Origin of the sequence: Rhodophyticola sp., from assembly GCF_965284195.1 — a bacterium.
GTDB lineage: Bacteria > Pseudomonadota > Alphaproteobacteria > Rhodobacterales > Rhodobacteraceae > Rhodophyticola.
Genome location: NZ_CBDIRM010000001.1, coordinates 3,186,998 through 3,208,130 on the forward strand (window position 1 = coordinate 3,186,998; position 21,133 = coordinate 3,208,130).

21 protein-coding genes are annotated in these 21,133 nt (G+C 64.3%); 10 read left to right on the forward strand and 11 right to left on the reverse strand.

What is annotated here, in order from left to right:
• Positions 1-6 precede the first annotated feature (6 nt).
• Complete coding sequence (locus tag ACQ651_RS15985) at positions 7-954, reverse strand: AEC family transporter (protein WP_227285647.1); 948 nt, start codon at positions 952-954, stop codon at positions 7-9.
• A gap of 382 nt (positions 955-1,336) precedes the next feature.
• Here ACQ651_RS15985 and ACQ651_RS15990 point away from each other — a divergent pair, with 382 nt between their 5' ends.
• The gene (locus ACQ651_RS15990; RefSeq protein WP_121897532.1) at positions 1,337-1,954 is read left to right on the forward strand and encodes a TetR/AcrR family transcriptional regulator; all 618 of its coding nucleotides are present in this window, start codon (positions 1,337-1,339) and stop codon (positions 1,952-1,954) included.
• Here the strand turns inward: ACQ651_RS15990 and ACQ651_RS15995 are convergent, their stop codons facing one another.
• Genes ACQ651_RS15995 through ACQ651_RS16015 form a run of 5 tightly spaced genes read right to left on the reverse strand, consistent with a single transcriptional unit; the run spans position 1,955 to position 5,794 of the window.
• The gene (locus tag ACQ651_RS15995; RefSeq protein ID WP_121897533.1) at positions 1,955-2,668 is read right to left on the reverse strand and encodes an NYN domain-containing protein; all 714 of its coding nucleotides are present in this window, start codon (positions 2,666-2,668) and stop codon (positions 1,955-1,957) included. It abuts the gene before it with no gap.
• Complete coding sequence (locus ACQ651_RS16000) at positions 2,658-3,122, reverse strand: hypothetical protein (protein WP_430449825.1); 465 nt, start codon at positions 3,120-3,122, stop codon at positions 2,658-2,660. Before ACQ651_RS16000 ends, ACQ651_RS15995 begins: the two co-directional genes overlap by 11 nt.
• Positions 3,123-3,131: 9 nt before the next feature.
• Positions 3,132-3,641 carry an N-acetyltransferase family protein gene (locus ACQ651_RS16005; RefSeq protein WP_430449826.1) on the reverse strand — a complete coding sequence of 170 codons (510 nt, stop codon included), beginning with the start codon at positions 3,639-3,641 and terminating at the stop codon, positions 3,132-3,134.
• Positions 3,642-3,644: 3 nt separating this feature from the next.
• Complete coding sequence (locus ACQ651_RS16010; RefSeq protein ID WP_430449827.1) at positions 3,645-4,685, reverse strand: serine hydrolase domain-containing protein; 1,041 nt, start codon at positions 4,683-4,685, stop codon at positions 3,645-3,647.
• On the reverse strand, positions 4,682-5,794 hold the full coding sequence (locus ACQ651_RS16015) for an S-(hydroxymethyl)glutathione dehydrogenase/class III alcohol dehydrogenase (protein ID WP_430449828.1): 1,113 nt from the start codon (positions 5,792-5,794) through the stop codon (positions 4,682-4,684). The genes ACQ651_RS16010 and ACQ651_RS16015 overlap by 4 nt, the downstream gene beginning before the upstream one ends.
• A gap of 75 nt (positions 5,795-5,869) precedes the next feature.
• Between ACQ651_RS16015 and ACQ651_RS16020 the strand changes: the two genes are divergently transcribed.
• The 5 genes from ACQ651_RS16020 (at position 5,870) to infB (ending at position 11,609) form a co-directional block, all read left to right on the forward strand.
• Positions 5,870-6,151 carry an I78 family peptidase inhibitor gene (locus ACQ651_RS16020; protein WP_227285642.1) on the forward strand — a complete coding sequence of 94 codons (282 nt, stop codon included), beginning with the start codon at positions 5,870-5,872 and terminating at the stop codon, positions 6,149-6,151.
• A gap of 121 nt (positions 6,152-6,272) precedes the next feature.
• On the forward strand, positions 6,273-6,848 hold the full coding sequence (rimP, locus tag ACQ651_RS16025; protein WP_227285641.1) for a ribosome maturation factor RimP: 576 nt from the start codon (positions 6,273-6,275) through the stop codon (positions 6,846-6,848).
• A 4-nt stretch (positions 6,849-6,852) separates the two neighbouring features.
• On the forward strand, positions 6,853-8,481 hold the full coding sequence (gene nusA / locus ACQ651_RS16030; RefSeq protein WP_121897540.1) for a transcription termination factor NusA: 1,629 nt from the start codon (positions 6,853-6,855) through the stop codon (positions 8,479-8,481).
• A gap of 24 nt (positions 8,482-8,505) precedes the next feature.
• Complete coding sequence (locus tag ACQ651_RS16035; RefSeq protein WP_430449829.1) at positions 8,506-9,135, forward strand: RNA-binding protein; 630 nt, start codon at positions 8,506-8,508, stop codon at positions 9,133-9,135.
• On the forward strand, positions 9,132-11,609 hold the full coding sequence (gene infB / locus ACQ651_RS16040) for a translation initiation factor IF-2 (protein WP_430449830.1): 2,478 nt from the start codon (positions 9,132-9,134) through the stop codon (positions 11,607-11,609). Before ACQ651_RS16035 ends, infB begins: the two co-directional genes overlap by 4 nt.
• 78 nt (positions 11,610-11,687) lie before the next feature.
• Here the strand turns inward: infB and tspO are convergent, their stop codons facing one another.
• From tspO to ACQ651_RS16055, 3 genes are read right to left on the reverse strand one after another with little or no spacing between them, the layout of a single operon-like run.
• On the reverse strand, positions 11,688-12,164 hold the full coding sequence (tspO, locus tag ACQ651_RS16045) for a tryptophan-rich sensory protein TspO (RefSeq protein WP_227285638.1): 477 nt from the start codon (positions 12,162-12,164) through the stop codon (positions 11,688-11,690).
• Positions 12,165-12,190: 26 nt separating this feature from the next.
• Positions 12,191-13,207, reverse strand: a complete 1,017-nt coding sequence (crtB, locus tag ACQ651_RS16050) for a 15-cis-phytoene synthase (protein WP_430449831.1) — start codon at positions 13,205-13,207, stop codon at positions 12,191-12,193.
• The gene (locus ACQ651_RS16055) at positions 13,204-14,757 is read right to left on the reverse strand and encodes a phytoene desaturase (protein WP_430450340.1); all 1,554 of its coding nucleotides are present in this window, start codon (positions 14,755-14,757) and stop codon (positions 13,204-13,206) included. Before ACQ651_RS16055 ends, crtB begins: the two co-directional genes overlap by 4 nt.
• 139 nt (positions 14,758-14,896) lie before the next feature.
• On the opposite strand from ACQ651_RS16055, the gene crtA reads away from it, so the two are divergent.
• The 4 genes from crtA to bchO are packed head-to-tail and all read left to right on the forward strand — an operon-like array spanning position 14,897 to position 19,226.
• Positions 14,897-15,601, forward strand: a complete 705-nt coding sequence (crtA, locus tag ACQ651_RS16060) for a spheroidene monooxygenase (protein ID WP_375551173.1) — start codon at positions 14,897-14,899, stop codon at positions 15,599-15,601.
• Between the two features lie 6 nt (positions 15,602-15,607).
• Positions 15,608-16,612, forward strand: coding sequence for a magnesium chelatase ATPase subunit I (bchI, locus tag ACQ651_RS16065; RefSeq protein WP_227285635.1), 1,005 nt, complete (start codon positions 15,608-15,610; stop codon positions 16,610-16,612).
• Positions 16,609-18,315, forward strand: coding sequence for a magnesium chelatase subunit D (locus tag ACQ651_RS16070; protein ID WP_430449832.1), 1,707 nt, complete (start codon positions 16,609-16,611; stop codon positions 18,313-18,315). The genes bchI and ACQ651_RS16070 overlap by 4 nt, the downstream gene beginning before the upstream one ends.
• A complete protein-coding gene (gene bchO / locus ACQ651_RS16075; protein WP_430449833.1) occupies positions 18,312-19,226 on the forward strand; it encodes an alpha/beta fold hydrolase BchO in 915 nt (304 codons plus the stop codon). The genes ACQ651_RS16070 and bchO overlap by 4 nt, the downstream gene beginning before the upstream one ends.
• 64 nt (positions 19,227-19,290) lie before the next feature.
• Here bchO and ACQ651_RS16080 read toward each other — a convergent pair whose 3' ends face one another.
• Entirely contained in the window at positions 19,291-19,746 is a 456-nt protein-coding gene (locus ACQ651_RS16080) for a c-type cytochrome (RefSeq protein WP_375551169.1), read from the reverse strand.
• A gap of 165 nt (positions 19,747-19,911) precedes the next feature.
• Positions 19,912-21,126 (reverse strand): 5-aminolevulinate synthase, encoded by a 1,215-nt coding sequence (gene hemA / locus ACQ651_RS16085; RefSeq protein WP_227285631.1) that lies wholly within the window; start codon positions 21,124-21,126, stop codon positions 19,912-19,914.
• Positions 21,127-21,133 lie beyond the last annotated feature (7 nt).

Consider the following 21,133-nt stretch of genomic DNA (forward strand, 5'->3'; position numbering starts at 1 on the left):
CGGCGCTCATCCGGGCGCAATACCGGCCAGCCCCGCGACCCAGGCGATCACGACCGAAACGGTGACGATGCTGATCGCGGTGGATATCAGGATCGACGCCGAGACGCGATGCGGTGCGACCCCGTAATGCTGTGCCAGAATGTAGACGTTGCCTGCCACGGGCAGCGATGCCGCGGCAATCATCACCGCGGCATCAAAGACCGGCACCGGGAACAGAACCAGTGCCGCCAAGGCCACGGCCGCCGGATGCAGGACAAGCTTGCAGAAGGTCAGCCAGCCCGCGACGGTCATCCGCTCGGCGGATTTGCCGGCCAGCGATGCGCCGATGGCAAAGAGCGCCCCGGGCGTGGCCGCCGCGCCCAGTATCGCCAGAAACTCGTTGACCGGGCCGGGCACCGCCCAACCGGTCGACGACCACAGAAGACCAAGCGTGATCGACACGATCATGGGGTTTTTCACAAGCCCCAGGCCAACCGTTTTCAGGACACCGAGCGACATCCTGCCATCGCGGCTACCGGTGATGAGGATGACGATCAGACTGGAGAAAACCACAAGGTCCAGCGCGAGGACCATCAGAACCGGGCCCGCCGCCGCCGGGCCCAGCAGCACCACCAGCATCGGCACACCCAGAAAGCCCGTGTTGCCGATGACCGCGCATTGCGCCTCGACGGCGGCCTCTTCGATGCCACGGCGGCGGAACAGCGCAACCGCCGTCGCAATCAGGTAGACGGTGAAACAGCCCCAGAGATAGGCCGCAACGAACCACCAGTTGAAGATCTCGGCGAGGGACAGATTCGCCGCAAAGCGGAACAGCATCGCCGACAGGGCGAAGTAGAAGACGAATTTGGTAAGATAGGCGGTCGCTTCGGCGGTGAAAAACCCGCTGCGCCCGGCCTGGAACCCCAATCCGATCAACGCGAAGAATGGCAGGGTCTTCAGAAAAATCTCGACCATATCAGCGGGCTAGTCGATTGCCGTGGACCTGTCCAGCATGGCCTGCCGCAACGGCGCTTCCGAAGGTCGACGCGATCTCTTGAAACTACAGACTGAACTGTTTAGTTTTAGAGGCATCGGTGGAGCGGGCCATCATCCCCCAGACAGTCGACAGGCTCTGTTCCGCCGTTCAGAGAGGGTTTTTGACGAATGTCCCATATGTCGAAAACCCCGCCCGGCCCGAAAAAGCCGGGGGACTTTGACTGACCAATCTCCCTGTCGGTCAAGGGCGGGGGTGCCGGTTCGGCGCCTCCGCCCTCCGTTTTAAGGTGATCACGGCGATGGCCCCCTTGATTGAACTAAACAGAACAGTCTACACTTCCCCCCGGTGGACGGAGCAAACATGAACGCAGAACCCCAGATCAAGAAGGGTCGCAAATACGATCAGGTCATCAGCGGTGCGCGCGAAGTCTTCATGCGTGAAGGCTTCGAAGGAGCCAGCGTCGATGTGATCGCACGCGACGCCGGAGTATCCAAGGCAACTCTCTACAGCTACTTCCCTGACAAGCAGCAGCTTTTCCTGGCTGTCCTGCAGATGGAATGCGACTTCCAGAAGAAGGCCTCGATGGATATCGAGATCCAGCAGCGTTCGGTGCCGGATGCGCTTCATCATATCGCGTCCTCGATGCTGGAGTTCTTTCTGTCGGATGCCGGTTTGTCGATCTTCCGTGTCTGCGTGGGCGAAGCGCAGAGATTTCCCGAACTGGGCCGGGCGTTCTACGAAACCGGCCCCTGTACGGCCATGGCGCAGATGGCGGCCTTCATGGAAAGCCCCAAGGCGCGCGAAGTGCTGGATATCGAAGATGCCGCCCAGGCCGCGGATACCTTCATGCAGCTTTGCCGAACCGATCTGATGCTTCAACGCCTGATGGGCGTCGCTCCGGTGCCGACGCCCGAGCAGATCGACAAGGTCGCCGGCGAGGCCGTCAAGACCTTCATGGCGCGCTACGCCCGGCGTTGATCAGTCCAGCCGCCGCACCAGCATCTGGTTGCCGTTGCCGCGCTTGACCTCCAGCATTTTCAGGCTTTCAACCAGATCGCTGAGCTTTCTCTTGCCATAGGTCCGCGTGTCGAAATCGGGGTTGGCCGCGGTGATGAACTGGCCGATCTGCCCAAGGGAATACCAGTCGTCCTCCTGATCGATGCTTTCCATCGCGCGCAGGATCAGATCGCGCGCATCGGTTACCGATTTGTCCTTCGGGCGGTCGGCGCTCTGCGTCGCGGCCCGGTCCGGCTCTCCCAGAAGGTTCTCGACGAAGATGAACCGCTTGCAGGCCTTCCGGAACGCGTCCGGCGTTTTCCGCTGGCCGATGCCATAGACATCGAGGCCCTGTTCGCGAACGCGGCTGGCCAGACGGGTGAAATCGCTGTCGGAGCTTACCAGCACGAACCCGTCGAAACGGCCCGAATGCATCAGATCCATCGCGTCGATGACCAGTGCGATGTCGCTGGCGTTCTTGCCGACCGTATTTGCAGGCTGGTGATGGGGCACGATGCCGAACTCGGCCTGAACACCGGACCAACCCTTCATGTGGGACGAGCTGAAATCGCCATAGATGCGCCGCACGCTGGCCTCTCCGAAGCCGGCGATCTCATCGAAAATCGCCTTGGCGTGCTTGTAGGAGGTGTTGTCGGCGTCGATCAGTACGGCAAGAAGGGGCGTGTCATTGGGCAAGCGGGAATACCTCGTGTGGCAGGGTTGAGCAGGTTTGCCGGCCAGCCCAAAGCGCGCGAAGGGCTTCGGCCTGAATGGCGTTGAGATCGGGAATGTAGATCGTGCCGCTGGAGACCGGCGCGTCGATGATGCTTTCCAGAACGCGCATTCCGCAAATCGAGATAGTCATTTCAAATCCGGTCCCGACTTCGGTCCAACTGGCATATTCGGCCGCGGCTTCGGGCTCAAGACGGATGAAGACATCGGTGATCTCTCCGCTGTCGGAGATCTCGATATCCGCAACGTCCCCGGGCATGATCGCCGTGAGCCGACCGATCAGCGCATAGGTGATCATCGGCTCCGGCGTGGGCGTCATCAGCAGGTCAAGCGCCCTGTCCGACACCGCGCCCTGCGCATGGGCGAAACCGGCAAGCACGCTCAAAGCGGATGCAAGAATGATCAGGCGATGCGACATTGGCGGACCCTAAACCAACGATCGGAACATCACCAGCGCGTCGACATACCCCTCCCGCGGATGATGAAACGCATCGGGCAGGCGCCCGACCGTTTGAAATCCGGCCTGTTCCCAGATCGCGATGGCCCGGGTGTTCGTGGCGATCACGAAGTTGTACTGCATCGCGCGGTAGCCAAGACGCCGTGCCTCCTCCAGGGAATGGGCCAGCATCGCCCGCGCCACGCCCTTGCCGCGCGCCTCGGGCGCGGTGATGTAGCCGCAGTTGCAGACATGCGCGCCACCGCCGCCCTGATTGGGGCGAATGAAATATGTGCCAAGCAGGTTCGTCCGATCCTCCGCAAGGAACACCGTTTTCTCCGGTGCGGTCCAGTAGGAGATAGCGTCTGCCCGGGAGATTTCGGGGTCGACCGTATAGGTGTCTCCGGCGCGGAATGTGGGCTTGAGGATCGACCATAGCCTGTCCGCGTCATCCGGCCTCCAGGATCGGATGGTCAGGCCTTGGGGGGCGGCTTGGGTCACGGGCTAGACCAGGTCAGCCAGCGCCGCGAAAAGCGCGCGTTCTTCGGTATGAAAATCATCCTCCTCCCCGTCCTCTTCGGGCATCCCGTTCAGCATGTAGGCAAAGGACAGATCCGCCGCCGCATCATGCCAAACCCCGCCCACAAAGCCATAGGCCGAAGCGAAATGGCCAACAAGCGGGCGCGGATAGCCCGGCGGATGGTCCAGAAACTGGAGACCCGCACCGTAATCCTGAAACACGTCGGGGGATCCTTCGGTCGGGCCGTCGGTGCGGCGCCAGAGGCGGGTCTGGTCGAACCCCGGGATCAGGCCCGCAAGCCGCAGACATTGGCCAAGTGACGTGCGCAACCCGCCCTGCGGGCCGAAGGCGCCTGCGTGGCGGATCGTGGCGCGGGGCACTTCCAGCCCGGTTGGCGCGCTGACCCCTTGCGGCGCGATCACGGCATCGATCCGTGGCTCAAGACCGCTTTCGGTTCGCCGGTAGCACGGGATCGCATTCCGGCGCGCCGCGACGCCCGACCAGTTGAAGCCACCCTCGATCCCCGCCGACTGCATCCACGCCTGCGCCGCATCGCCGAAATCCGCGCCCGCCGCCGCCTCGGCCAGCAGGATGTAGCCAAGGTTGGAGTAGGCGAACGCGCTGCCGGGGGCCGCGCCCCAGACCGCATGCCCGTCCATCCACTCCGCCAACGGCATATCGGGCGGGATCAGATAGCCGCCCGCATCGCTCAGCCCTGCGCTATGAGACAGAACCTGCCCGACGGTGACCGGCAGGTCGGGATGCCCGGGGTGACGCAGGGGCCAGCCCAGATACGCGCTGATATCCGCATCGAACCGCGGCCCGAGACGTCCCAGCAGAACCTGCGCCGTCACGATCTTGGAAATCGACGCGACCCGCAGAAACGCGTGTTCGTTCCAGGGGCCCAGCCCCGGCGCGCTGGCCGTGAAGAACTCCGGCAGGCGGTTGTCCTGACGAAGACCGACACCTGCAAACGCGAACCGTTGCCCGAACTCGGCGATCAGGTCGGCAAGGACCGGTCTCAATATACCACGACGGACCTGATGCTTTCGCCGGCATGCATCAGGTCGAAGCCTTTGTTGATCTCGTCAAGGCCGAGGATATGCGTGATCATCGGATCGATCTCGATCTTGCCCTCCATGTACCAGTCGACGATTTTCGGCACATCCGTCCGCCCGCGTGCGCCGCCGAAGGCCGTGCCGCGCCAGCTGCGCCCGGTGACAAGCTGAAATGGCCGGGTGGAAATCTCGGCCCCTGCGGGTGCCACACCGATGATGATGGATTCGCCCCAGCCCTTATGCGCGGATTCCAGCGCCGCGCGCATCACCTGCACATTCCCCGTTGCATCGAAGGTGTAATCGGCACCGCCGCCGGTCAAGTCGACCAGATGGGCCACCAGATCGCCGGAAACCTCCGTCGGGTTCACGAAATCGGTCATCCCGAAATGCTTGGCCATGGGGATCTTGTCGGGGTTGATATCGACACCCACGATCTGATCCGCACCCGCCATCCGCAAGCCCTGGATCACGTTCAACCCGATGCCGCCCAGGCCGAACACGATGGCCCGGCTGCCGATCTCGACCTTCGCGGTATTGATGACGGCCCCGATGCCGGTGGTCACGCCGCAGCCGATATAGCAGATCTTGTCGAACGGCGCGGCCGGGTTGACCTTGGCCAGCGCGATCTCGGGCAGGACAGTGTGGTTGGAGAAGGTCGAACAGCCCATGTAATGCAGGATCGGCGTCCCGTCGAGCATGGAGAACCGCGAGGTGCCATCCGGCATCACCCCTTTTCCCTGGGTGGTGCGGATCGACTGGCAAAGATTGGTCTTTGGATGAAGACAGTACTCGCATTCCCGGCATTCGGGCGTGTAGAGCGGGATAACGTGATCCCCCGGTTTCAGACTGGTGACACCGGGTCCGACCTCCAGCACCACGCCGGCCCCTTCATGACCAAGGATCGCGGGGAAAAGCCCTTCGGGATCTGCGCCGCTCAGCGTGAATTCATCCGTATGGCAGATGCCGGTGGCCTTGATCTCCACCAGAACCTCGCCCTCCTTCGGGCCGTCCAGGTTCACCTCCATCACTTCCAGCGGTTTGCCGGCTTCCAGCGCGACTGCGGCACGGGTGCGCATGATAAATCTCCCTCCGGGTCTTGTGTTTCCGGCAGCCTCGACCAATCTCAGGGTCTATGCAATGGAGATAAGCGGATGCGTTTCGCACTTGTGATTGTCCCGTTCATGGCACTCGCCGCCTGCCAGGAGCAAGGCGTGGGCGACGACCCAGAGTCTCTCGGCGCGACGGATGCCTGCGGCGCCTCAGGCTGGCAGGCCCTGATCGGCGAGCATCGCGATGTGCTGGCCGCGATGACATTTCCCGCACCGATGCGCGTTTACGGGCCGGATGATGCCGTGACGATGGATTACAGCCCCGAACGTCTGAACGTCATCCATGATGAAGACGGCATTATTACGCGGGTCGAATGTGGATGACTTGCGCCGCCCGGTGATTCCCCCTATATCCGGGTCAACAGCGGCGCGTCGGCCTCCACCCCCGACGCTCCACCGGAGAAGTGTAACGGGCCGCGCGCCCGTTTTTTTGTGCCTGGATAGAATGTCTGACCTTGTTGCCAAAACATCCATCGACCGCCGGATGGCGGAGATCCTGACCCCGGTCATCGAAGACATGGGGTTCGAAGTGGTGCGCATCCGGCTGATGGGCGGCAAGACCAACACGCTGCAGATCATGGCCGAGCGCCCCGAAGGCGGGATCGAAGTGGACGAATGCGCGCAGATCTCCACCGCCGTCAGTGCGACGCTTGATGTGGAGGATCCGCTGGAGGATGCCTACACGCTGGAAGTTTCAAGCCCCGGCATCGACCGGCCCCTGACCCGGCTGAAGGATTTCGAGACCTTCGAGGGCTACGAGGTCAAGCTTGAGACGACCCAGCTGATCGACGGGCGCCGCCGGTTCAAGGGTGTGCTGGCCGGTGTCGAGGGCGATGAAGTCCTGATCAATGTGGATGAGGGCACGATCGGATTGCATTTCGACTGGCTGAGCGACGCGAAGCTGGTGCTGACCGACGAGCTGATCACCGAGATGCTTCGCCAGCGCAAGGCGGCGGGCATCATCGATGAAACCGAATTTGACGAGATAGAAACCGAAGAAGCCGGTGAGGCGGAGGACTAGACCCATGGCAATTACATCAGCAAACCAGCTGGAGCTTCTGCAGACCGCCGAGGCCGTGGCGCGTGAAAAGATGATCGACCCGGAACTGGTGGTCGAGGCGATGGAGGAAAGCCTCGCCCGGGCGGCCAAGTCGCGCTACGGCTCCGAGCTGGATATCCGCGTGTCGATCGACCGCAAGACCGGCAAGGCCACTTTCACCCGTGTCCGCACGGTTGTGGACGAGGTCGAGAATCACTTCACCGAACTCACGGTGGAGGAGGCGAAGCCGTTCAAGGAGGACGCCGCCGTCGGAGACGAACTGATCGACGAAGTGCCCCCCGTTGAAATGGGCCGGATCGCCGCGCAATCGGCCAAGCAGGTGATCCTGCAGAAGGTCCGCGAGGCCGAACGCGACCGCCAGTTCGAGGAATTCCAGGACCGCGCGGGCACCATCATCAACGGTGTCGTCAAGCGGGAGGAATACGGCAATGTCATCGTCGATATCGGCCGCGGAGAAGGCGTGCTGCGCCGGAACGAGAAGATCGGCCGCGAAAGCTATCGCCCGAACGACCGGATCCGGTGCTACATCAAGGACGTGCGTCGGGAAACGCGGGGTCCGCAGATTTTCCTCAGCCGTACCGCGCCGGAATTCATGGCAGAGCTTTTCAAGATGGAAGTGCCCGAGATCTACGATGGGATCATCGAGATCAAGGCCGTTGCCCGCGACCCGGGATCCCGCGCCAAGATCGCCGTGATCTCCTATGACAGCTCGATCGACCCGGTCGGGGCCTGTGTCGGGATGCGCGGCAGCCGCGTTCAGGCCGTCGTCAACGAGTTGCAGGGTGAGAAGATCGACATCATCCCGTGGAACGAAGACGCACCCACCTTCCTTGTGAACGCCCTGCAGCCGGCGGAGGTGACCAAGGTCGTGCTCGATGAGGAAGCCGAGCGGATCGAGGTCGTGGTGCCCGACGAACAGTTGAGCCTTGCGATCGGACGGCGCGGCCAGAACGTCCGCCTGGCCAGCCAGCTGACCGGGCTGGATATCGACATCCTGACCGAGGAAGAGGAAAGCGCGCGTCGTCAGGCCGAGTTTGCCGAGCGCACGAAAATCTTCATGGACACCCTTGATCTGGACGAGTTCTTTGCCCAGCTTCTGGTCTCTGAAGGCTTCACCTCTCTGGAAGAGGTTGCCTATGTGGAGCAGGACGAGCTTCTGGTCATCGACGGTGTCGACGAAGCCACGGCGCAGGAGCTTCAGGCCCGCGCCCGGGATTACCTCGACGAACAGAACAAGCTAGCGCTGGAGAAGGCCAAGGAACTGGGTGTCGAACAGAGCCTCATTGATTTCGAGGGGCTGACACCCCAGATGCTTGTGGCCCTTGGCGAGGACGGCGTGAAGACGCTGGATGATTTCGCCACCTGCGCCGATTGGGAGCTTGCGGGCGGATGGACAACCGTCAACGGCGAGCGCGTGAAGGATGACGGCGTTCTGGAAAGCTTCGATGTCAGCCTTGAGGAGGCGCAGAACATGGTGATGACCGCGCGCCTGCAACTGGGCTGGGTGACCATCGAAGAGCTTGAGGCCAAGGCCGCCGCTGATGCGGAAGCCGTGGCCGAGAGCATCGCCGAAGCCGAGGAGGCCGGGGCCTGATCGCAGGCCTCGGAGAGACGCGGAATGACCCGCGGCGGCCGGACCAAGATCCGCGATGAGGCCGAAAGGCGCTGTATCGCCACCGGAGAGACGCAGCCGAAGGGCGGTCTGATCCGATTTGTGGTCGGCCCCGAGGGGCAGGTTGTGCCGGATGTTCTGGAACGCCTGCCGGGGCGGGGCATCTGGGTCAGCGCCGATCGGGCCGCTCTGGAGCTTGCTGTGAAAAAGAACCTGTTTTCGCGCGGTGCGAAGATGCAGGTGACGGTGCCGGCCGACCTGCTCGACCAGACAGAGACCGTCCTGACCCGGCGCCTCACCGATCTGATCGCGCTCAGCCGCAAGGGCGGTTACGCGGTCGCCGGGTTTGAAAAAGTGAAGAGCTGGCTGGCCGAAGGGCGGGCCAAGGTGCTGCTGCAGGCCTCCGACGGGTCGGAACGCGGCAAATCAAAGCTCTGGACGCCTGAAGGGGGCCGTTTTTTCGGCTGTTTGACGGCAACTGAATTGGGTTTGGCATTCGGACGCCAAAGTGTGATACATGGCGCGCTTGCCGCTGGTGGACTCACTGCGCGTGTTGTAGAGGAAGCGGCAAAGCTGCAAGGCCTGCGTAAGGCAAACGGCGGAACCGCCGCCGGGAAGGATACGAAGAACGCATGAGCGATCAAGACGGAAAGAAACCCCTTGGCTTGTCGGGCGGCGCCCGCAGCGGACGTGTGAACCAGAGTTTTTCACGCGGACGCACCAAAAGTGTCGTGGTCGAAACCAAGCGCAAGCGCGTGATGGTCCCCAAGCCGGGCACGGCCGCGGCCGCGCAGGCCGAAGGGAATACGCGCCCCAGTGGTGTATCTGACAGCGAGATGGAGCGCCGTCTGAAGGCCCTGCAGGCCGCAAAGGCCCGCGAGGTCGAGGATGCGCAGCGCCGCGCGCAGGAAGAGAAAGACCGCGAAGAAGAGCGTGCGCGCAAGCGTGCCGAGATCGAGGCCAAGGAACGCGAAGAGCGCGAGCGCGAAGAAGCGCTGAAAGCCAAGGCCGAGGAAGATGCCCGCCGCAAGGCGGATGAGGACGCGCGCCGCAACGCGCCCGAGGCCGTGGCCGAAGCCCCTGCCGCACCTGTCGAACCGACCGGGTCGCGCGGCGGCGGAAAGCCCTCCTCCGCTCCGGCGCGTAAGGACAACGAACGCGACGACAAGCGCGACCGCGGCGCAGGCAAGGGCGACCGTGACGGTGGCCGCCGCTCCGGCAAGCTGACGCTCAACCAGGCCCTCACCGGGGGCGAAGGTGGCCGCCAGCGCAGCATGGCCGCGATGAAGCGCAAGCAGGAACGCCAGCGCCAGAAGGCGATGGGCGGGAATGTCGAGCGGGAAAAGGTCACGCGCGACGTGCAGGTGCCGGAAACGATCATCGTGTCCGAGCTTGCCAACCGTATGGCGGAGCGGGTTGCCGATGTCGTCAAGGCGTTGATGCAGAACGGATTGATGGTCACCCAGAACCAGCCGATCGATGCCGATACAGCCGAACTGATCGTGGAGGAATTCGGCCACAAGGTGGTGCGGGTTTCCGATTCCGACGTGGAAGATGTGATCGACCAGGTCGAGGACAAGGAAGAAGACCTTCAGCCGCGCCCGCCGGTGATCACCATCATGGGCCATGTGGACCACGGCAAGACCTCGCTTCTGGACGCGATCCGGAACGCCAAGGTCGTGGCCGGAGAGGCCGGTGGCATCACCCAGCATATCGGCGCCTATCAGGTGAAGACCGACAGCGGTGCGCTTCTCAGTTTCCTGGATACACCCGGCCACGCCGCGTTTACGTCCATGCGGGCCCGGGGCGCGCAGGTAACGGATATCGTTGTGCTTGTTGTTGCCGCGGATGACGCGGTGATGCCGCAGACCGTGGAGGCGATCAACCACGCCAAGGCGGCCGAAGTGCCGATGATCGTGGCGATCAACAAGATCGACAAGCCCGATGCCAACCCCGACAAGGTTCGGACCGATCTGCTTCAGCATGAGGTGGTCGTCGAGAAGATGTCGGGCGACGTGCAGGATGTCGAGGTCTCCGCGATCTCCGGTCAGGGGCTCGATGAGCTGTTGGAAGCCATCGCGCTGCAATCGGAAATCCTGGAACTGAAAGCGAACCCCGAGCGGGCCGCATCCGGCGCCGTGATCGAGGCGCAGCTTGACGTGGGCCGGGGCCCTGTTGCCACCGTTCTGGTGCAGAATGGTACGCTGAAACAAGGGGATATCTTTGTTGTCGGGGAGCAGTGGGGCAAGGTCCGCGCGCTGATCAACGACAAGGGTGACCGCGTATCCGAGGCCGGGCCGTCGGTGCCGGTCGAGGTTCTGGGTCTGAACGGAACGCCCGAAGCGGGCGACGTTCTGAACGTGGTGGATACCGAGGCGCAGGCCCGCGAGATCGCGGAATACCGCGAGAATGCGGCCAAGGAAAAACGTGCCGCCGCCGGCGCCGCGACGACGTTGGATCAACTTCTGGCGAAAGCCAAGGAAGACGAGAACGTCTCGGAGCTGCCGATCCTGGTGAAAGCCGATGTGCAGGGCTCTGCCGAAGCGATCATTCAGGCCATGGAGAAGATCGGCAATGACGAGGTGCGCGTGCGCGTGCTGCATTCCGGCGTGGGCGCGATCACCGAATCCGATGTGGGCCTGGCCGAGGCCTCGGGCGCGCCGGTTATCGGCTTCAACGTGCGTGCCAATGCGCCCGCACGGAACACCGCCAACCAGAAGGGCGTCGAAATTCGCTATTATTCAGTGATTTACGACCTTGTGGACGATGTGAAAGCAGCCGCATCCGGCCTGCTGTCGGCCGAAGTTCGCGAGAACTTCATCGGCTATGCGGAGATCAAGGAGGTCTTCCGCGTCACCGGTGTGGGCAATGTTGCGGGCTGTCTCGTGACCGAGGGTGTGGCCCGCCGCTCCGCCGGGGTGCGCCTGCTGCGCGACAACGTCGTGATCCATGAAGGCACGCTGAAAACCCTGAAACGCTTCAAGGATGAAGTGAAGGAAGTTCAGTCGGGTCAGGAATGCGGCATGGCGTTCGAGAACTATGATGACATTCGCGCAGGCGATGTGATCGAAATCTTCGAGCGGGAAGAGGTGGAGCGGTCGCTCGCCTGAGTTTCCCGGTCCCCGATCGACAAAAAGGGCGCCCATCGTGGCGCCCTTTTTCGTGTCCTTGGGTATATCAATTGTAGATCAATTTGCCGGTGCGGCGTTCGCCTCTCCGGGGTTCAGGCGCCAGACCGACAGGTTCAGCGCTCCGGCGACGGTGACCCAGAGCAGATACGGCACGAAGAGAAGCCCCGCGATGGTGTCGAGCGCGAAGAAGCTGATCATGGTGCCGGCGACGCCGATCCAGAGGCCGATCATGATGAAGAAGGCGGTCTTGATCCGGCGAAGGCCGAAGAAGATCGGCGTCCAGAGCGTGTTGAAGGCAATCTGCATCGCCCAGAACGCCATGCCATAGGCATTCCCCTCCAGAACCGCGATGCGGGCGGCGGCAACCGCGGCACAGATGTAAAGCGTGGTCCATGCCAGAGGGAAAAGCCAGTTGGGTGGGGTCCAGACCGGTTTGGCAAGATTGCGATACCAGTCGCCGGGCGAAAACATCGACCCGGTGGCGGCAGCCGCGCAGCAGGCGGCGAGAAATATGGCGAAAAGACCCCAGTCCATGGAAGGGACATAGAGTATCCGCGTCACTATTCCAATGAGCGTTGTAACTGATCCCGCGCTTCGAGTTGCGCAAAGAGGGAAATGACGCCGTCGCCCCATGTGCTGCGATCCGGCACCCGGCGGGCCGCCGCCTCCACAAGGAAAGCGACTTCGGGGAGCGGCTTGGCGTAGATCACGGCACTGCCCGGCATGACGCAGGAGGCGCCCGCGTGCAAAACAGACAGGCCGAGCCAGCCCAGTTTCTGCCCGCGCGTGGTGTGGGCACGCATGGTGATGCTGTCATATCCCCTTCGTTTCAGGGACTTGCCGATACCGGCATAGATATGGCGCGCGGCGTATATTCCGGGGCGAACCGAAAGGGGCAGACATGCGATGCCGGGTTCGGAGCGATAATAGAGCCGGTCCGCCTCCACCAGCAGGCGGCGGATGATCTTCGCCAGCCGGGGTGTCATGACCGGGTTCGCCAGAAACGCCTCGGGATCAAGGCGCTCGGCCTCCATCATCTCGGTCGGCAGATAAAGCCGCCCGGCGCGCGCATCTTCGCCCACATCGCGGGCGATATTGGTCAGCTGCATCGCCACGCCCAGATCGCAGGCCCGCGCCAGCGCGTGTTCGTCCCGCACCCCCATGAGCACACACATCATCGCCCCCACGGCGGAGGCGACACGGGCCGAATAACCGCGCAGATCGCTGATCGTCGCGTAGCGCCGTTCCATCCCGTCCCATGCGAGACCCTCCAGAAGCGCCTCGGGCAGGGCACGCGGCATCTCGAACTGCTCGATCAGCGCGGCAAAGGCGCGGTCGGCCGGAGCGTTCCGGGGCGTTCCCGCATAGGCCAGATCGAGCCGGTCGCGGAGCCGCAGGACCGCGGCGGGTTTCTGGCTGTTCAGGTCCACCTCGTCATCGGCCAGACGGCAGAAGGCATAAAGCGCCAGAGCCGGGTCGCGGACATGGGCGGGCAGCAGTTTCGACGCCGCGTGGAAGGAATAGGAGCCTTCGCGGATCGCCTCGCGGCAATGCGCCAGATCGGCGGCATTCGTCATTCGGCGGCGACTTTCGTTTCAGTCTCGGACATGGAGCGGGGCGCGTCGGGCACAAGCTGGGACAGGACCTCGGAGGAGGTCACCACGCTTGGAATGCCTGCGCCCGGATGGGTCCCCGCACCGACCAGATAAAGGTTTTCGACCTCCTCGGAGATATTGTGCGGCCGGAACCAGGCGCTTTGGAAGATCCGCGGTTCCAGCGAGAACCCGGCGCCATGGGGGCTGAGATAGCGGGACTGGAACGTATCGGGCGTGAACACCTCGCTTGCGCTGAGACGGTCGGCGAACCCGGGCAGCAGCTTGTCCTCCAGAACCTGCGCCATGTTCTGACGATAGGCTTCGACCTGTTCGGCCCAGTCGACGGATCCGGCGCCATGCAGATTGGGCACAGGCGAGAGCGCATAGAAGGTGTCATCCCCCTCCGGCGCGCAGGACGGATCGGTGACCGACGGCCGGTGGAGATAGATCGACATGTCCTCGGCAAGATGCCGTTTCATGAAGATATCGTGCAGCAGACCCTTGTAGCGCGGGCTGTTCAGGATCGTGTGGTGCCCGACATCGGACCATTTCCCGGCGGTGCCACGGGTGCCGAAATACCAGACGAACAGGCCCATGGACCAGCGGGCGCGGTTCAGCCGCGCGGGCGTCCAGCGGCGCTTCCTGTGATTGCGCAGGAGCCGGTCATAGGTGTGGCCGGGATCGGCGTTGGAGACGACGATGCCCGCCCGCAGGATCTCTCCGTCATGTGTGCGGATACCGGTGGCGCGGCCGTTTTCCACAAGGATTTCATCGATCTCCTCGCCCAGCCGGACGGTGCCGCCCTGATCTTGGATCACGCGGACCATGGCATCGGCCATCGCCTGAACGCCGCCCATCGCGTAATGGACGCCGAACTCCTTCTCCAGATAACTGACGAGAATATACATCGACGTCACATGAAGCGGGTCGCCGCCGATGAACAGCGGATGGAAGGACAGGGCCATACGCAGGCGCGGATCCTTCACCCTCGCGGCGGCATGGGCATAGACGGATTTGTCGGCGCGGTATCGCACGAAGCCGGGGATCTCCCGGATCAGATCCATCAGTCTGTTCATCGGTCTGCGGCCAAGACCTTCGAAGCCGAACTGATAGCGGCGTTCGCTGTCGATCAGGAACTTCCGGTAGCCCGGCACGTCACCGGGAGAAAGGCGCGCCACCTCGGCCAGCATCGCCTCTTCATCCTGGCGCACGGCGAAGCGCGACCCGTCATCCCAGCGGATCTCGTAATAGGGATCCATCGGCCTGAGATCGACATCGGCGTGAAAATCGCGGCCGCATTCCGCCCAGAGCTGTTCGAACACCTGCGGCACGGTGACGATCGTGGGCCCCAGATCGAAACGGTGCCCGTTCCGGGTGAGCGAGGAGCCGCGCCCACCCGCCCGGTCAAGCCGGTCGATCAGCATGACACGATAGCCCTTGGCGCCCAGCCGCATGGCCGCGGACAGGCCGCCGAGGCCCGCGCCGATGACGATGGCGGTTTCGGAATGGGGGTGCGGGGCGTCCTCGATCATCATGTCGCTAGCATAATCTGTCTAGTTGGATTTACAATACGGCATCGGCTGGCCTTCAGCGGATGACCTGACTCTCCTTTCGTCTGATCGGGTTAGCCGAAGACTGTCAGATAAATCTGACATATTTGAGGATGCGACCATGCAAGCCGTGACCCTGAGCCTGTACCGCTTCGACAGCCTCGCCGCGCGCCTGTGGGCATTCGGGCAAATGGCGACGGCCCGATTCGCGCTGAAGGCGCTGCCCGAGATCGGGTTTTTCAAGCTCTGCGGGTCGGGCACCGGGGAGGGTTTCACGCCGATCCCGAACACGGGCGTCTATGCGATACTGGCAACCTGGCCCGATGCCGGGACGGCGCGCCGGGTGATGGACCAAGCGCGGGTGTTCCGCCGCTATGCCGCGATGGCCAGCGAGACCTGCACGCTTTATCTCGGCAGCCGGTCGGCGCGCGGGGCGTGGTCGGGGCAGGCGCCGTTCGAGACATCTGATGCGCCGATTGACGGGCCGATCGCGGCACTGACCCGCGCGACGCTGAAACCCTCCGTCGCGCTGCGATTCTGGCGGCGGGTGCCCGATATCAGCCAGGTGATCGGCGAAGACCCGAATGTGATGTTCAAGATCGGCGTGGGGGAGGTGCCCCTGCTGCATCAGGTGACCTTTTCAATCTGGCCCGACGCCGCGACCATGGCCGGTTTTGCCCGCGCCGACGGCCCCCATGCGCGGGCAATCAGGGCCGTGCGAGAGGAGCGCTGGTTTTCCGAGGAATTGTATGCTCGATTCAGCGTCGATGACGTGACCGGAACATGGGAGGGGCGCGTGCCCCTTCAGACGACCAAAAAGGCCTGACTTTACATGACCAACGCTTTTCCGTTTTCGGCCATTGTCGGCCAGGAGGAAATGAAACAAGCCATGATCCTGACCGCGATCGACCCCGGCATCGGCGGCGTTCTGGTGTTCGGGGATCGGGGCACCGGGAAATCGACCGCCGTGCGCGGGCTGGCGGCGCTGCTGCCGCCGATCATGGCGGTGGCCGGATGCCCGGTGAACTCGGCCCGCGCGGAGGATGTGCCGGACTGGGCCAATCTCAAGGACAGCGGCCTGATCGAGAAACCGACGCCGGTGATCGACCTGCCGCTTGGCGCGACCGAGGATCGGGTGGTGGGGGCGCTTGATATCGAACGGGCGCTGACCCAGGGCGAAAAGGCGTTCGAGCCGGGCCTGCTGGCGCGGGCCAATCGCGGCTATCTCTACATCGACGAGGTGAACCTGCTGGAGGATCATCTGGTCGATCTGCTGCTGGATGTGGCCCAGTCGGGCGAAAACGTGGTGGAGCGCGAGGGGCTTTCGATCCGCCATGCGGCGCGGTTTGTGCTGGTCGGGTCGGGCAATCCGGAGGAAGGCGAATTGCGGCCCCAGCTTCTGGACCGGTTCGGCCTGTCGGTGGAGGTGACCTCGCCCACGGATATCGATGTGCGGATCGAAGTGGTCAAGCGCCGGGATGCGTTTGACCGGGATCGCGCCAGTTTCGGCGGGGCATGGCGCGCGGATGACATGGCCTTGCGCGGCAGGATCGTGGCCGCGCGGGAGGCGCTCGCCGGCATCGAGGCTTCGGAAAACGTGCTGCGGGATTGCGCCGAGTTATGCGTGGCGCTTGGCTCGGACGGGCTGCGTGGAGAGTTGACGCTGTTGCGCGCCGCGCGCGCGCTTGCCGCGTTCGACGGCGCGACATCGGTCACGCGGGACCATCTGCGATCGGTGGCGGCTTCGGCGCTCAGGCACCGCCTGCGGCGGGATCCGCTGGACGAGGCCGGCAGCACGACGCGGGTGGCCCGGCAGGTGGAGGAGGTGCTTGGGTGAACGGCAATGACCAGCGCTGGACCAACGCCAATCTGGCGCTTGCCTGCTTTGCGCTGGACCCTGCCGGTTTGGGCGGCATCTGGCTTCGCGCCCGGTCCGGCCCGGTGCGGGACCGATTCATGGATGGTCTCTATCTTGCGGTTCAGGGTCGAAATCCGCGCCGATTGCACCCCAATATCGGAGACGATGCGCTTTTCGGCGGCGTCGATCTGGCGGCGACGCTGGCCAGCGGACAACTGAGCCGGACCGAAGGCATTCTTTCGCAGCCGTCGGTGTTGATCCTGCCGATGGCGGAACGCACCACGCCCGGGCTTGCCGCGCGGCTGGCCGCCGCGCTGGACCGGCAAGACGGGCTGTCCCTTGTCGCGCTGGACGAAGGCGCGGAGCCCGATGAGACGCTGGCCGGCGCGCTTGCGGACCGGGTGGCGATCCATCTGGACCTGTCCGATCTTGCATTGGGGGACGCCCCGCCGCTGGCAATGGATCCGGGCGCGCTGGCCGAGGCGCGCGCGCTTCTGCCCCGCGTCACCCTGCCCGATACCGCGATTACGGAAATCGCGGAGGTTGCGCATCGGCTGGGCGTCCGGTCGCTTCGGGCACCGCTGCTTGCACTGGCGGTTGCGCGGGCGGCGGCGGCATTGTCGGGTGAGAGCGAGGTGGACGAGCCGGACCTGATCGTGGCCGTCGAACTGGTGCTGGCGCCGCGGGCCACGCAGATCCCCGCGCCGCCCGCGGAGGAGGAAGAGGAAGACCCGGCCGAGCCGGACACGCCCGAGCCGCCGGAGCCGCCCGACGACAGCGACGAGAGCACGCAGCCCGAAGCCATACCGCAGGAGATCCTGCTGGAAGCCGCCCGGGCAATGCTGCCCCCCGATCTTCTGGACCGGCTGGAGGCCGGAAAGGCCGCGCGCGCCGCCACGGGCAGCGCCGGCACCGGGGCGCGGAAGAAAGGCAACCGGCGCGGGCGGCCCATGCCCTCCCGGCCGGGGCACCCGGGCGGCGAGGCCCGGGTTGATCTGGTCGCGACCCTGCGCGCCGCGGCGCCATGGCAACCGATCCGGCGGCAGGCAAGCGGCGATGCCGACCGGCTTCATATCCGTGTCAGCGACATCAGGCTTCGGCAATTCGAAGAGCGCTCCGACAGGGCGATCATCTTCGTGGTCGATGCGTCGGGCTCGGCCGCGCTGTCACGTCTGGCCGAAGCGAAGGGCGCGGTGGAATTGCTGTTGTCGGAGGCTTATGCGCGCCGCGATTACGTCGCGCTGATTGCGTTTCGCGGCGACGGGGCGGAGGTGCTGTTGCCGCCCACCCGGTCGCTGGTGCAGACCAAGCGGCGGCTGGGAAGCCTGCCCGGTGGCGGCGGCACGCCGCTGGCCGCGGGTCTGAAAGGCGCGCTGGAGATGTGTTTGCTGGCGCGCAGCAAGGGGATGACGCCCTCCGTCGCGCTGTTGACCGACGGGCGCGCGAATGTGGCGCTGGACGGTACGCCGAGCCGGGCACGGGCGGCGGAGGACGCGGCCCTGATGGCCCGGGCGCTGAGGGCGCGGGGGGTTCCCGGGATCGTCATCGACATGGGCAACCGGCCCGCGCCCGGGCTGAACGATCTGGCCCGGGAAATGGGAACGCCCTATCTGGCACTGCCGCGCGCCGATGCGCGCATGCTGTCGCGCGCGGTAGACGGGGCGCTGGAGCCCGCGGGATGAGCGCCGCCGCGGACGATCCCGCGCGCGCGGCGCCCCCGCACCCCGCCAAAGGGGTGGTGCCGGATGACTGGCCGCTGGTCGGCCATAGCCGGATCGTCGCCGCCGCCCCGCATCGGTGGCATGTGCAGATCATGGGGGATGGTCCCGATCTGCTTTTGCTGCACGGGGCGGGCGCATCCAGCCATTCATGGCGCGAGGTGATGCCTGAACTGGCCAGGCAACACCGGGTGATCGCGCTGGACCTGCCGGGGCATGGGTTTACCCGAACCGGTGCGCGGGGGCGGTCGGGCCTGCCGGCGGTGGCGCTGGACGTCGCCGCGTTGCTGGCGCATCTGGAGGCGGAGCCGCGGCTTATCGTCGGGCATTCCGCGGGCTCCGCCGTGGCGCTGCAACTGGCGCGGACGATGGCGGTGCCGCCGCAGGGGGTCGTGATCATCAACGGCGCCCTGGAAAACTTCAAGGGGGCGGCGGGCTGGCTGTTTCCGATCATGGCCAAGGCGCTGGTGCTGAACCCGTTTGCGGGCCTGCTGCTGGCGCGGGGCGGCGCATCGATGGCCAGCGTGCGCAATCTGGTCGGCACGTCGGGGACGGAGCTGAGCGAGGAGGGGCTGCGGCTTTACCAGCGGCTGATTTCCGACCGGAAACATGTCGAAGGCACGCTGGCGATGATGGCGGCATGGTCGCTGGAGGAGTTGACCCGCGCGCTGCCGGAGATCGAGGTGCCGGCGCTGTTCCTGCACGGGACCGAAGACAGCGCGGTTCCGCTGGCCGTGGCGGAACGGGCGGCGGGTGCGATGCCCGATGCACGGCTGCTGCGGCTGGATGGGGTGGGCCATATCGCGCATGAAGAAGCGCCGGAGCGCGTTCTGGCGGAAATCGCGGGGTTTGCCGCCGCCCGGATTCGCGACTGAAAAAGGCGGCCCCGAGGGCCGCCTTTTTAACCATGTTTCGCCCTCCGCCGTCGGCGGGAGGGATCTATTCCTCGGCCGGGGCCAGCGACGCCAGATAGGCGTAAAGATCCGCGGCGTCTTCCTCGGACCGGACGCGGAAGCTCATCGAGCCGCGTGCGCCGCTTTCGTCGAGAAACTCACGCAGGAAGCCGGTGGGATCCTGAACATAGGCCACGAAGGTTTCCTCGTCCCAGACCAGACCGGCCTCCCCGGCTTCGACCATGGAGCCGGAATACCGGAAATCCTCAACCGTGCCGGCGGTCCGCCCGGAAATGCGGTAGAGGTTCGGACCGGTGCGGGCGTTGCGCCCGGCAAGGGTTTCGCCCTCCGCATCCACGACGACGTGGCACGCGATGCACTGACGAAACGCCGCCTCGCCCGCCTCTGCATCGCCGCTTGGCGTGGCGGCGTGGCTGTCGGCGAAGGCCATGGGTGCCGTGAGAAGTGTTGCCGCCGCGGCGAGAATCATCGTGCGGTTCATAGGTATACTCCCTTCCATATTCACGTTCGGGTCTATACCTAACGCAATCCGGGAAGAGACCACACATTTTTTTGCTCCGATCACGAAAACGCGACGGATTTACGCAAATAACGGCTCTGTTTCAGGCGCTTACGTTACGGAACCCAAGCGCAGAACCCCGCCGATTCAGGCCACGGCATGGGCGATGGCGCATTGCTTCCAAAGCGTTTTCAGCGCCTCGACCAGATAGTCGATATCGGCGTCCGTATGCAGCGGGCCGGGGGTGAAGCGCAGCCGCTCGGTGCCTTTGGGAACGGTCGGATAATTGATCGGCTGCACGTAGATCCCGAACTGGTCCATCAGGATATCGCTGAGCATCCGGCATTTGACCGGATCCTTCACCATCACCGGGATGATATGGCTTGGGTTGTCCACATGGGGAATGCCCTCGGCATCGAGACGCTGCCGCAGGCGTTTGACCTGCCGTTTCTGCATGTCCCTTTCGATGCTGCTTTCCTTGAGATGCCGGATCGACGCCGTCGCGGCCGCGGCACAGGCGGGCGGCAGCGCGGTGGTGAAAATGAAGCCGCTGGCAAAGCTGCGGATGAAATCGCAGAGCGCGTGGGAGCCGGTGATGTAGCCACCGACCACGCCGAAGGCCTTGCCGAGCGTTCCTTCGATCAGCGTGATCCGGTCCATCAGGCCCTCACGTTCGGCAACGCCGCCACCGCGCGGGCCATACATGCCCACCGCATGCACCTCATCGATATAGGACATGGCGCCATGCTTGTCGCAGACATCGAGAATTTCCCTGATCGGGGCGATGTCGCCATCCATCGAATAGACGGATTCGAAGGCCACGATCTTGGTTGCGTTGGCGGGCAGGGCCGCCAGCTTGCGGTCGAGATCTTCGGGGTCGTTATGCTTCCAGATGGCCTTCTGGCAGCGCGCATGGCGAATGCCTTCGATCATCGAGGCGTGGTTCAGCTCGTCGCTGAGAATCACGGCATTGGGCAAGCGCGACCCGAGCGTGGAGAGCGCGGCCCAGTTCGAGACATAGCCGGAGGTGAAGAGCAGCGCGTCTTCCTTCTGATGGAGGTCGGCCAGTTCCGCCTCCAGCCGCTTGTGATGATAGGCGTTGCCCGAGATGTTGCGTGTGCCGCCTGCGCCGGTGCCGCAATTCTGCACCGCCTCGACCATCGTGTTCACGACCTTGGGGTGCTGGCCCATGCCGAGATAGTCGTTGGAGCACCAGACGGTCACGTCGCGCGTGCCATCCTCGTGATGATTGACGACCTTGGGAAACGCGCCGCACTTGCGCTGCAACTCGGCGAAGATGCGGTAGTTGCCCTCTTCCTTCAACTGGTCGAGCTGATTTTGGAACAGCTGGTCAAATTTCATCGGGCAT